The organism is Hyphomicrobium sp., from assembly GCF_019753045.1.
GTDB lineage: Bacteria > Pseudomonadota > Alphaproteobacteria > Rhizobiales > Hyphomicrobiaceae > Hyphomicrobium_B.
In genome coordinates this window covers 18,646-31,144 of record NZ_JAIELN010000008.1, presented here as the reverse complement: position 1 = coordinate 31,144, position 12,499 = coordinate 18,646, and the positions used below count along the sequence as shown (strand labels likewise).

Genomic DNA, 12,499 nt, shown 5'->3' with positions numbered 1-12,499 from the left:
ACTCCCACCCATGGCCATGACCGACAACACACAGCATAAGACAGTGTCCGACACCCTAGACGACGACAGTCGATCCTTCGGTCAGCACGGCTGGCTCCAGACGGTTCGCGCCAAGCTCGGCCTTGTCGTACCCCAGAATGTCCGTGACGCGCTCGAGGGAGCACTCAAGACCGGCACATCGGCGAACTTCACCGACGCCGAACGCAAAATGCTCGAACGGCTCCTGCGCTTCGGCTCGAGCCGCGTTGCGTCGCTGATGATTCCCCGCGCGGATATCACCGCCCTCGACGAGGACGAGCCGATCTCCGAACTGCTTCAGACATTCAACGAGGCCGGCGTCTCGCGCATACCGCTCTTCCGCGAGACGCTCGACGATCCGCGAGGCATGATTCACATCAAGGATGTGCTTCGCTGGCTGATGGCGGAAGCGACGGGGCAGCCCGTCAAGAATGCCAAGACCGATCCAGACGCCGAGAAGCCCGCGGCGAATTTATTCGATCTCAGAAGCGTCGATCTGAGCCGTCCCATCACGACGGTGAAAATACGCCGGCAGATCCTGTATGTGCCGCCATCGATGCCCGCGGTCGATCTGCTCATCCGAATGCAGTCGACGCGCATCCACATGGCCCTCGTCGTCGACGAGTACGGCGGCACCGATGGCCTCGTCACGATCGAGGATCTGATCGAACAGGTCGTCGGCAACATCGAGGACGAGCACGACGATGACGAGGAAACCAATATCGTCGTCGATCCGAAGCTCGGCATCGTCGCCGTCGCCCGCACGCCGATAGAAGAGCTTGAGAAGCATCTCGGCGTGAAGCTGGTGCCCGATGACGAAGAGACCGAAGTCGATACGATCGGCGGTTTGATCTTCTCGATGCTGGGGCGCGTCCCGGCCCGCGGCGAGCTCATCCGTCACCCGACAGGTGTCGAGTTCGAAGTGCTCGATGCCGATCCCCGGCGCGTGAAAAAGCTCAAGGTCCATCCGCCGCGCGCGCCCGTCACCAACACGAAGTCTTTGCCTGAAACGCCGAAGGCGTGATGGACGCCGCAATCGCAAATCCGCAGCGAATCTCGGGCATTCGCGCCAGGATAATGGCGCTTCGCGGCTGGCGGCGAATGCTCATTGCCTTCGTTGCCGGCGGACTTTCCGCGCTATCGTTTGCGCCGATTTTCGCTTTCCCGATTCTCTTCCTGACGTTGCCCGTCTTCGTCTGGCTCATCGATGGCAGCACCAATCGGCGTCGCGCATTCTCGGCCGGTTGGGCGTTCGGCTTCGGGTATTTCTTTTTCAATCTCTTCTGGATCGGCGAAGCCTTCCTTGTGGAAGCCGACAAGTTCGCGTGGCTTCTGCCGTTCGCGGTGACGCTATTGCCCGCGGGGCTTGCACTGTTCTGGGGTCTCGCCGCCGCGGCCGCGCGCGCCTTCTGGTGCGAAGGCATCGGCCGCGTTTTCGTCTTCGCCATAACGCTTGCCGTTGCAGAATGGCTGCGCGGACATATCCTGACCGGGTTCCCCTGGAACCTCGTTGGTTATGCGCTGACGTACCCTCTGCCGCTGATGCAGAGCGCTGCGCTCTTCGGCGCCTATGGACTGACCGCAATCGCGCTGTTCGTATTTCCTGCGCCTCTCGTGGCGCTCGGCGACAACCGCGGTCCGCTTTCGCTGCAGAAGATCGGTGCCGCCGCAGCGCTCGCGGCAGTGCCCATCGGCCTCCTCCTCGCCTATGGACTCTGGCGATTGGAGACACCGCAAGCGTTTGTGCCCGGCGTAAAGCTTCGGATCGTTCAGCCGAGCGTTCCGCAGCGCGAAAAATGGATGTCGGAATATCAACGCCGCATCTTCGACGATCACATCGCGCTCTCGCTCGAAAACCCGGCGGGAGAGAAGGATTCGCTTCAGGGCATCACGCACCTCATCTGGCCGGAAGCAGCCATGCCCTTCTTCCCGCTGGAAGCCCCGGTCGCCCTCGACATCCTTGCGAATATTCTGCCCCCGGGAACGACGCTCATCACGGGTGCCCTTCGCCACGACCCGTCACCCACCCCCGGCACGGCCGCGGCACCCGATGCCCGGGCGCTGAACAGCATCCTCGTCTTGAACGAACGCGCTGAACCTGTGGCGACCTACGACAAGATCAATCTGGTCCCGTTCGGCGAATACGTGCCCTTGGAGGCCGCGCTTTCTAAGGTCGGCATACAAAAGCTCACGCATGGCCGCGGTTCATTTGCGGTCGGCCAGGATCCCCGGCCGCTGATGACGATCCCGGGCCTGCCGCCCACTTTGGGCCTCGTCTGCTACGAGGCGCTCTTTCCAGGAAACATCGTCCAGGGAAGCCAGAGGCCGGGCGTTCTGATGAACGTCACGAATGACGGCTGGTTCGGCGAATCGACCGGCCCCTACCAGCATTTCCACCAGTCGCGGATTCGCGCCGTGGAGGAGGGCGTTCCCCTCGTAAGGGCCGCCAATAATGGCATTTCCAGCGTCATCGACCCGTATGGCCGTGCGCTCCAAACGCTGGGTTTAGATGTGCGGGGCCAGATCGACAGCGCCCTGCCGGAGGCGATATCTCCGCCTCTCTACGCAAGGCTTGGCGACTGGACTTTAGCGCTTATTCTGGCAGGTTTCGCAGGGGCCGCTTTCCGGTTTCGGAAAAATGGTCGTTAATCAAAGTGTTGAAGTCAACTTGTCGCGGAGGCGGTCAAACATTGACGCCCGTCTCCCGTGCACCTAGGAAGTGCAGACCCTTTCTCGATGGGAACTGGTGGCTGTACGCGTGATGGTGAACGAAATATCTATCGAAGACGACACAAGCGAAGAAACGCCGAAAGGTTCTCGTCGCGCTAATCCGATGGACGTCCATGTCGGCTCACGCGTGAGGCTGCGGCGCATGCTTCTCGGGATGAGCCAGGAGAAACTTGGCGAGCATCTTGGTCTCACATTCCAGCAAGTTCAGAAATACGAGAAGGGCGTGAACCGCATTGGCGCGAGCCGGCTGTTCGATCTCGCCCGCGTTCTCGGCGTACCGGTGCAGTTCTTTTACGACGAGGCACCTCTGGGCGCCCACGCCGCAAGCGTGCAGATGCCAGGCTTTGCCGAGACCCAGCCCGACGAAAGCTATGTCGTCGACTTTCTTGGCACACGCGAAGGGCTCGAGCTGAACAAAGCCTTCGCCCGTATCACCGATCCGAAGGTGCGCCGCTCGATCGTCGATCTCGTTCGTGCCCTGGCTGGCGAAGAAGGCTGAAGCGGAGCTTGAGCGCTCCGATATTCGGCTGAGCCTCCGGTTTGGCAGAAGGGTCGCTAGGTCGCGGCCCATTTGGCGCGCGGCCGCACGCGCTGGCTTGACCGAATCCACCAAGATTGCGACAAACCGGCGCTTTTCAAGCTGCCGGCATGACAGGCATCGAAGACAACTGGCAACGATCGCCGAGACCTAATTTCTCAACACGGGGGCCACAGTGGCGCGCAAGTCCTTCCTATTCACGAGTGAATCCGTCTCCGAAGGTCACCCGGACAAAGTCTGCGATCGCATTTCCGACGAAGTCGTCGACGCGTTCTATCGCGAAGGCGCCAAGGAAGGTCTCGACCCCTGGGGCATCCGCGCCGCATGCGAAACGATGGCGACCACGAATCGCGTCATCATCGCCGGTGAATCGCGCGGCCCCAAAGGCGTGACCGTTGCCGCCATCCAGGACCTCACGCGCAAAGCCATCAAGGACATCGGCTACGAGCAGGAAGGCTTCCATTGGGCGAACTGCAACATCGAAGTTCTGTTGCATTCCCAGTCGGCCGACATTGCAGCCGGCGTCGACGCCAAGCAGCCGACGAACCAGGAAGAAGGTGCTGGCGACCAAGGCATCATGTTCGGATACGCCTGCAACGAGACGCCGGAATTGATGCCGGCGCCGATCTACTACGCACACAACATTTTGCGCGACCTCGCACTCGCCCGCAAAGCCAAGCAGGGCGATGCCGCCAAGCTCGGCCCGGACGCCAAGAGCCAGGTGACCGTTCGCTATGAGAACGGCAAGCCTGTCGGCGTCACCCAGATCGTTGTATCGCACCAGCACATCGTCGAGGATTTGAGTTCGCGTCAGGTGCGCGAAATCATCGAACCTTACGTCCGCGCGGCGCTCCCAGACACTTGGATCTCGAAAGACACCGTTTGGCACATCAACCCGACGGGCAAGTTCTTTATCGGCGGCCCCGATGGCGACACCGGACTGACCGGCCGCAAGATCATCGTCGACACCTACGGTGGCGCAGCGCCCCATGGCGGCGGCGCATTCTCCGGCAAGGATCCGACGAAGGTTGACCGCTCCGCAGCGTATGCCGCGCGCTATCTCGCGAAAAACGTCGTTGCATCGGGCATCGCAGACCGCTGCACGATCCAGCTGTCGTATGCGATCGGCGTCGCCAAGCCGCTGTCGATTTACGTCGATACCTACGGCACGAGCAAAGTCGACGAAGCCCAGATCGAGAAGGTGCTCGGCGAAGTCATGGATCTGACGCCTCGCGGCATTCGCAGCCATCTCGATCTCAACAAGCCGATCTATTCCCGGACATCCGCATATGGCCATTTCGGCCGTCCGGCTGAAAAGGACGGCGGCTTCTCGTGGGAGAAAACGGACCTTGCCGCCAAGATCGCCAAGGCCGTTTCCTAACGCGAACGAGCCACGATAACGACCTGGGCCTGTGAGATTCAAAGGCGGCTGCGCAAATGGCCGCCTTTCCTTTTTGATGTGATGTAGCGTGCAAATGCCGGCTGACGACCACGAACTGAGATCATTTGGACGAAGGCGCGGGCGAAAGCCGAGCGCGCGCCAAGCCTCGCTGCTGCGCGAAGATCTGCCGCGGCTTTCGTTCGACCCGGCGAAGCCCCCTGAAGGCTTCCGGCAGAACTGGCTCGAAATCGGCTTCGGCGGCGGCGAGCACCTCCTTTGGCAGGCCCGCCAGAACCGCGACGTTGCGCTGATCGGCTGCGAACCCTTCGAGGACGGCGTCATCAAGGTCTTGACCGCCGTCACCACCGAAAATTTGGAAAACGTGCGCGTCCACATGGGCGATGTTCGCGAAATTCTGAAGTCCGTCGCCCCGGGCTCGATCGATCGCGCCTTTATCCTCTTTCCGGACCCCTGGCCGAAGCGAAAGCACCGAAAACGCCGGCTGGTTAATTCTTCCCTGCTGAAACTTTTGGCACGCGTCATGCGGCCGGGTGCGGAACTCCGCATCGGCACCGATATCGGCGACTATGCCCGCACGATGCTTGAAGCTTTTGCGACGGAACCGGCCTTTGCGTGGCAGGCAGCGACCCCCGCAGACTGGCGCGATCGACCGCTCGACTGGCCGGAAACGCGCTACGAGGCCAAGGCGGTGCGAGAAGGCCGTCGGCGCTATTATTTCCGCTTTCTGCGTCAATAGCGGCAACCGAGCCTTGCACAAAGGCGAAAACTCGCCTATTTAGCGGTCATTCCAATAACACGTCGATCCGATACAGAGTGGACCGCAAGGCCCGCTCCGGACGAACTTTAAGCTCAGGAACGCAATTGCAGGATACCATCGCCAACAGCTCGGCAACGCCGTCGGAACAGGGTTCCGATACCGGCCGCTTTCTGCGCGAGACAGGTCTTGCAGCAGACGTTGCAGCTGTTGTCGAACCCGTACTCGAAGATCTCGGCTTCCGGTTGGTCCGCGTGAAGATTCAGGGCGACGGTCGCGACCGCACCGTTCAGGTCATGGCGGAACGTCCCGACGGCTCGATCAACGTCGATGACTGCGAAGCGATTTCGAAAGCCGTCTCGCCGGTGCTCGATGTCAACGATCCGGTTTCGGGTGCCTATCGCCTCGAAGTTTCGTCGCCCGGCATCGACCGTCCGCTCGTTCGCCCGAGCGACTTCGAGGATTGGTCGGGTCACGAAGCCAAGATTGAGCTGAATGAAGCGATCGACGGTCGTAAAAGGTTCAAGGGCGTTCTCGAAGGTTTCGAGGACGGCGAAGTCCGGATCAAAACCGATACCGGCGAACATGGCGTTCAGCACCTCGGCCTGCCGGTTCATTTGATAGCCGACGCCAAACTTGTTCTGACGGACGAACTTATTCGCGAAGCACTACAACGCGCCAAAGAGCGCCATTCCAACCGGCCCGGTGACGGCGCCGAACTCGACGAAGACGACCTGGAGGATTGACCTATGGCCATGGCAGGCATCAGTGCCAACCGGCTCGAGCTTCTGCAAATTGCAGATGCCGTCGCCCGCGAAAAGACGATCGACAAGAAGATTGTCATCGAGGCGATGGAAGACGCCATCCAGAAGGCCGCGAAGTCGCGCTACGGCGCCGAGAACGACATCCGCTGTGAGATCGACCCGAAGACGGGCGAAGCAAAGCTGACCCGCGTCCTCGCCGTCGTCGACGAAGTCGAGAACGACGCAACGCAGATCACCGTCGAAGACGCCAAGAAGCGCAACCCCGATGCCAAAGCCGGCGACATGATCGCCGAAACGCTTCCCCCCTTGGAATTCGGCCGCGTCGCTGCCCAGAATGCCAAGCAGGTCATCGTCCAGAAGGTCCGCGAAGCCGAACGTGATCGCCAGTTCTCCGAATACAAGGACCGTAGCGGCGACGTCATCAACGGCACCGTCAAGCGTGTCGAATACGGCAACGTCATCGTCGATCTCGGCCGCGCCGAAGGCATCATCCGTCGCGACGAAATGATCCCGCGCGAAAACGTTCGCCTCGGCGATCGCATCCGCGCCTACATCTACGAAGTCCGCCGCGAGCAGCGCGGCCCGCAAATCTTTCTGACCCGCGCGCGACCCGAATTCATGTCGATGCTGTTCCGCGCCGAGGTCCCCGAGATCTACGACGGCGTCGTCGAGATCAAGTCGGTCGCCCGCGATCCGGGAAGCCGCGCGAAAATCGCGGTTATCTCGAAGGATTCATCCATCGATCCCGTCGGCGCTTGCGTCGGTATGCGTGGCGCTCGCGTGCAGGCCGTTGTGAACGAGCTGCAGGGCGAGAAGGTCGACATCATCCAGTGGAACCCGGACGCGGCGAGCTTCATCGTCAACGCACTCGCGCCCGCTGAAGTCACCAAGGTCGTGCTCGACGAAGATTCAAACCGCATCGAGGTCGTTGTTCCCGAAGCCCAGCTCTCGCTCGCGATTGGCCGCCGTGGCCAGAACGTGCGCCTGGCCTCGCAATTGACCGGTTGGGACATCGACATTCTGACCGAGCAGGAAGAGAGCGAACGCCGGCAGAAGGAATTCGCCGAGCGCACGCAGCTTCTCATGGATTCGCTCGACGTCGACGAAGTCATCGCCCAGCTTCTCGTGACCGAAGGTTTCGCGACGATCGAGGAAGTGGCTTACGTCGATATCGCCGAAATCGCACACATCGAAGGTTTCGACGAGAACACGGCCGAGCAGATCCAAAGCCGCGCTCGCGAATATCTCGAGCAGCAGGAAGCCGATCGCGATGCGAAGCGCCGTGAGCTTGGCGTCGCCGACGAGCTGGCCGAGATCCCCGGCATCACGACCGCGATGATGGTCGCGCTCGGTGAAAACGGCATCAAGACCGTCGAAGATTTCGCCGACTGCGCGACCGATGAACTCATCGGCTGGACCGAGCGCAAGAAGGACAAGGACAAAGAAAAGGACAAAGACGGCGACGCGCGTCACGCAGGCTTCCTCGATGGGTTCGAGCTGTCGCGCACCGACGTCGAAAACATGATCATGGCTGCTCGCGTCCACGCGGGCTGGATCAAAGCTGAAGATCTCGAAAAGCCCGCTAGCGACGAAACCGAGGCTGCCGGTACCGGTAGCGTCGGCGCCGAAGGCTAACGGGAATGTCCGGAGAGGCAACAAACAGGCGTGATGGCAAAACGGCAAAATCGGCCTACGCAGGACCGGACGGAGCAAGGCTCCGTTGCGGGTTCCGAGCGGCTGTGCGCCGTCACGCGCAGAGCCCTTGATCCGGAGAACCTGATCCGCTTCGCTTTGTCGCCGGATGGCGTAATCGTCCCGGATCTCGACCGGCGTTTGCCCGGCCGCGGCGTCTGGGTCGGCTGCGAACGGGGCCTGATCGAAAAGGCTGTTTCGACACACGCCTTTTCAAAAAGCCTTAAAATGAAGGCCGAAGCGCCGGTAGATCTTGCAGAACGAGTAGATGATCTTATCGTTAAGCGCGTTGCGGGAATGCTGTCCCTCGCCAATAAAGCGGGCAGCGTTATCGCCGGATTTGAAAAAATTTATGCCGCGCTCGAGAAGAAGCCAGTAAGAGCGATACTCCATGGCTCCGATGCGGCCTTGGACGGACGAAGTAAAATTGATCGAAAATACAAGGCCATTCAGGCCAGCCGGGGCGCTCCTGCCGCAATTGTCGATGTTCTGACCATTGCGCAAATGAGCTTGGCCATTGGCCGCGGAAGTGTGGTACATGCTGCCCTCACACCCGGAGGACTGTCGGATCGGTTTCTGGAAGAAGCGGAGCGGCTTCTGCGCTACCGGTCTTCTGCGATTGAGGCCACCCCAGTGGCCACGGACGAAATTTCTGAACTATCTAGCTGAAGGCTGAACGGATAACGCATGACGGATTCGAACGACCAGACCGATAAGACCATCCGGGTCGGAGCGCGCAAGCCGCTGTCGCTGCAGCGAACGGTCGAGTCTGGCCATGTGCGGCAGAACTTCAGCCACGGCCGGTCCAAATCCGTCGTGGTCGAGAAGAAGAAAACACGCAGGCTCGGCACAGAAGCAGAGGCCAGCTCGCCGGCAGCGACCGAAACGATCGAGCGGCCAACGCCGCCCTCGAGAGTTCCGCCGCCGACGCCCCAGCATCAGCCGAGCGCAAACGAACGCTCTGCGGGCCGCGTCCTTTCGAATGAGGAACGCGCCGCGCGCGAACGCGCGCTTGCCGCCGCTCGCGCCGACGAACCCCGCCCGACGGAAGTCGAGCCGGTGCGTTTCGAGCCTGTTCCGCGTCCACCCGAACCGCAGCCCCGCGCCGAAGCACCGGCCCAGCCGGCACAAAGCGAGCCCGCACCGGCTCCCGCCGCAGCAGCACCTCCTGCAGCAGCGCCTGCACCTTCGCAGCCAGCCTCACCGGCGCCGTCCGCACCGGTTGCGCGCGACAACAACGCTCCGCAGCGTGAATATCGTCGCGACTCCGGTCCGTCGTCATCGCCGCGCCAAGAAGGTGGCCGTCCGCCATTCCAGAGAACGCCAAATCGTCCGTCGGCGAACACGGCATTCATGCCGCGTGGCGAAGCGGGTCGCCCGCGCGAAATCGAGCTGCCGACACCCGGACGCCGTGGTGCTCCCGCCGCTGCAGATTCGACGACGATCGAAAAGCCGACGCGTCCCGCACGGCCGCCCGTTGCTCGCCAGCAGGTCGAAGAAGACGATCGCGGCAAACGCGGCCCCGGCGGCGTGAAAGTCGCACGTCCGGCCGTCAAGGTTCAGGACGATGGGCGTCAGCGTCAGAAGCTCACGATCACGAACTTCGACCGCGAAGCCCAGGTTCGCTCGCTCGCCTCTCTCAAGCGCAAGCGCGAGAAAGAAAAGCTGAAGGCCATGGGCATTCAGCAGACGCGCGAAAAGATCGCGCGTGAGGTCACCATTCCTGAGGCCATCACGATCCAGGAATTGTCGAACCGTATGGCCGAGCGCGCCGTCGATCTCATCAAGTATCTGATGCAGCAAGGCGCGATGCATAAGATCACCGACGTGCTCGACGCGGATACGGCTGAGCTCATCGTTCAAGAGTTCGGTCATACGCCGAAGCGCGTCTCGGAAGCCGACGTCGAAATCGGCTTCGTCGGAGAGAAGGAAGGCGACGAGACCGCCCTCGAACATCGCGCCCCGGTCGTCACGATCATGGGTCACGTCGACCATGGCAAGACGTCGTTGCTCGACGCGATCCGCTCGACGAACGTCGTGTCGGGTGAAGCCGGCGGCATCACCCAGCACATCGGCGCCTATCAGGTGATGGCGCCGAACGGCGACAAGATCACGTTCATCGACACGCCAGGCCACGAAGCCTTCACGGCCATGCGTGCACGCGGTGCGAAGGTGACGGACATCGTCGTGCTTGTCGTCGCGGCCGATGACGGCGTCATGCCGCAGACGGTCGAAGCGATTAATCACGCCAAGGCCGCGAAGGTGCCGATCATCGTCGCGATCAACAAGATCGACAAGCCGCAGGCGGATCCGAACCGCGTACGCACCGAACTGCTTTCGCACGAAATCGTCGTCGAAAGCATGGGTGGCGACACGCTGGAAATTCCGGTGTCCGCGCTGAAGCGCACCAACCTCGACAAGCTGCTGGAAGCGATCCATCTGCAGGCGGAAATCCTCGACCTGCGTGCCAACCCGGCGCGTACGGCTGAAGGCGTCGTCATCGAAGCGAAGCTTGAGCGCGGTCGTGGCCCCGTCGGCACCGTCCTCGTTCAACGTGGTACGCTGCACGTCGGCGACATCATCGTGGCCGGCATGGCGTGGGGACGCGTTCGCGCGCTTCTCAATGACCACGGCGCGAATATCGCAACGGCCGGACCATCGGTTCCTGTCGAAGTCCTGGGCTTCGACTCGGCACCTGAAGCAGGCGATCAGTTCGCTGTCGTCGAAAACGAGGCACGTGCCCGCGAGCTGACCGATTATCGCGTCAGAAAGCGTCGCGAGACCTTGGGCTCGGCCGGTACGAAGAGCTCGCTCGAGCAGATGATGCAGCAGCTCAAGGACGCTGGCCGGAAGGAATTCCCGCTTGTCGTCAAGGGCGACGTGCAGGGTTCGCTCGAAGCCATCGTTGGCGCATTGAAGAAAGTCGGCAACGACGAAGTCGAAGCGCGCCTCGTGCATTCGGGCGTCGGCGGCATCACCGAATCCGATATTGCGCTGGCAGCTGCGGCGAAGGCCGTCGTCATCGGCTTCAACGTCCGCGCCAACGCGCAGGCGAAGCAGGCAGCCGATGCTCAGGGTGTCGAGATCCGCTATTACAATATCATCTACGATCTCGTGGATGAGGTGAAGGCGGCGATGTCGGGTCTTCTGGCTCCGACGAAGCGCGAAATCTTCCTCGGCTACGCAACGATCAAGCAGGTCTTCACCATCACGAAGGCTGGCAAGGTCGCCGGTTGCATCGTCACCGAAGGCAAGGTCGAACGCGGCGCCAAGGTTCGCCTGCTGCGCGACAACGTCGTCATCCACGAAGGCACGCTTTCGATCCTCAAGCGCTTCAAGGATGACGTGAAGGAAGTCGTCGCCGGTCAGGAATGCGGTATGTCCTTCGCTAACTACCAGGACATCCGCGAAGGCGACCAGATCGAGTGCTTCCAGGTCGAAACGATCGCGAGATCACTCTAATCGTCCAATAAGGCGCTCGCGCGGGAGCTTCCCGCGCGGCGTTGCTTCGCTGGCCGGTGTGCTTGCTTCGCTCTCTGAGCCGAAGTGTTTGTTCAATTCGAATGAAAGAGGCCGCGCGCGGTCCCATCCTGCGGCGGTCGGAACATGACAGATCTGACGATTAAGCTGCCTCTGCGGCTGACATTCCGCCTGACGCGCGCTGATATCGCAGCGTTCGAGCATTTGCCTCGCGAACTCACGCAGTCCGGCACGCTCGCATTCTTTGCGACGATCTTCGCTTGCGGCATGGCGCTCGCGATTTTCGACGAGCAACTCGAAGGCTTCGTACCCGAAACGCTCGCCGGCTATCGCCATATCATTTTTGCGGTCGTCGCCGGAGCGATCGGCTTTGCAGCTTTTAGCCTCGCGCTAACCTTGCTCTCGTATTGGCGCATCGCACAGACCGAATATCCCCCTGAGGATACGGAAATCGAAGTCTCGGAAGAAAACTTGAAAATCAGCGACGGCCGGCCGCCGCGAATTCTCGAATGGAACAGCATCGCCCGCGTCATTGACGCGCCGGCGCATGTGTTTTTGTGCCTGACACCGCGAAACGCGGTCATCGTGCCGCTACGCGCCTTTCAATCGGTTGCTGACATGCGCGCGTTCGCCGATTTATCAGAAACGCTATCGCGCGGAGCCGACGGCGATGCCTGAGCGAGGAAGCTAAGAATGCGATCCAAAACCAAATCGGTATCCTCCAAAGCGCCTTCGCAGCGCATGCTGCGTATTGGCGAGCTTATCCGGCATAAACTCTCGGAGCTGCTGTCGCGCGGCGAGATCCACGACGACGTTCTGGCATCGCACGTCATTACGATCCCTGAGGTTCGTCTCACACCGGATCTCAAGCTCGCGACGGTTTACGTCATGCCGCTCGGCGGCAACGACGTGAAACCCGTCATCGAGGCCCTGGCCCGAAACAAGAAGTTCATCCGGAGCGAAGTCGCGGCGGCGCTGAACCTGCGCTACGCCCCGGACTTGCGCTTCCGTGAAGACGAAACATTCGAGGAAGCGACGCGTATCGATCGCCTTCTCGACAGTGAACGAGTTCGGCGCGACGTCGAAAAAAAAGATTGAACCTTCTCTCCCGTTCCTGATGG

At 61.3% G+C, this 12,499-nt stretch carries 11 protein-coding genes; all 11 read left to right on the top strand.

All coding sequences use genetic code 11. From position 1 onward, the window contains the following. The first annotated feature begins 10 nt into the window (after positions 1-10). The 11 genes from K2Q04_RS10245 to rbfA all read left to right on the top strand — a co-directional run bounded on the left by K2Q04_RS10245 (position 11) and on the right by rbfA (position 12,476). A complete protein-coding gene (locus K2Q04_RS10245) occupies positions 11-1,042 on the top strand; it encodes a hemolysin family protein (protein ID WP_291162875.1) in 1,032 nt (343 codons plus the stop codon). After that, entirely contained in the window at positions 1,042-2,667 is a 1,626-nt protein-coding gene (lnt, locus tag K2Q04_RS10240; RefSeq protein WP_291162872.1) for an apolipoprotein N-acyltransferase, read from the top strand. The genes K2Q04_RS10245 and lnt overlap by 1 nt, the downstream gene beginning before the upstream one ends. 112 nt (positions 2,668-2,779) lie before the next feature. Beyond that, positions 2,780-3,247: a helix-turn-helix transcriptional regulator gene (locus K2Q04_RS10235; RefSeq protein WP_291163268.1), complete on the top strand. Its 468-nt coding sequence runs from the start codon at positions 2,780-2,782 to the stop codon at positions 3,245-3,247. A 214-nt stretch (positions 3,248-3,461) separates the two neighbouring features. Beyond that, positions 3,462-4,667, top strand: coding sequence for a methionine adenosyltransferase (gene metK, locus K2Q04_RS10230; RefSeq protein WP_291162869.1), 1,206 nt, complete (start codon positions 3,462-3,464; stop codon positions 4,665-4,667). 94 nt (positions 4,668-4,761) lie between these two features. Further along, positions 4,762-5,424, top strand: a complete 663-nt coding sequence (gene trmB / locus K2Q04_RS10225; RefSeq protein WP_291162866.1) for a tRNA (guanosine(46)-N7)-methyltransferase TrmB — start codon at positions 4,762-4,764, stop codon at positions 5,422-5,424. A 125-nt stretch (positions 5,425-5,549) separates the two neighbouring features. Continuing rightward, on the top strand, positions 5,550-6,188 hold the full coding sequence (rimP, locus tag K2Q04_RS10220) for a ribosome maturation factor RimP (RefSeq protein WP_291162863.1): 639 nt from the start codon (positions 5,550-5,552) through the stop codon (positions 6,186-6,188). Between the two features lie 3 nt (positions 6,189-6,191). After that, positions 6,192-7,841 (top strand): transcription termination factor NusA, encoded by a 1,650-nt coding sequence (nusA, locus tag K2Q04_RS10215; protein ID WP_291162859.1) that lies wholly within the window; start codon positions 6,192-6,194, stop codon positions 7,839-7,841. A gap of 33 nt (positions 7,842-7,874) precedes the next feature. Beyond that, entirely contained in the window at positions 7,875-8,567 is a 693-nt protein-coding gene (locus K2Q04_RS10210) for an RNA-binding protein (RefSeq protein ID WP_291162856.1), read from the top strand. An 18-nt stretch (positions 8,568-8,585) separates the two neighbouring features. Next, on the top strand, positions 8,586-11,360 hold the full coding sequence (infB, locus tag K2Q04_RS10205; RefSeq protein WP_291162853.1) for a translation initiation factor IF-2: 2,775 nt from the start codon (positions 8,586-8,588) through the stop codon (positions 11,358-11,360). A 144-nt stretch (positions 11,361-11,504) separates the two neighbouring features. Further along, positions 11,505-12,056 carry a YcxB family protein gene (locus K2Q04_RS10200; protein WP_291162851.1) on the top strand — a complete coding sequence of 184 codons (552 nt, stop codon included), beginning with the start codon at positions 11,505-11,507 and terminating at the stop codon, positions 12,054-12,056. A 15-nt stretch (positions 12,057-12,071) separates the two neighbouring features. After that, positions 12,072-12,476: a 30S ribosome-binding factor RbfA gene (rbfA, locus tag K2Q04_RS10195; RefSeq protein WP_291162849.1), complete on the top strand. Its 405-nt coding sequence runs from the start codon at positions 12,072-12,074 to the stop codon at positions 12,474-12,476. Positions 12,477-12,499: the final 23 nt, after the last annotated feature.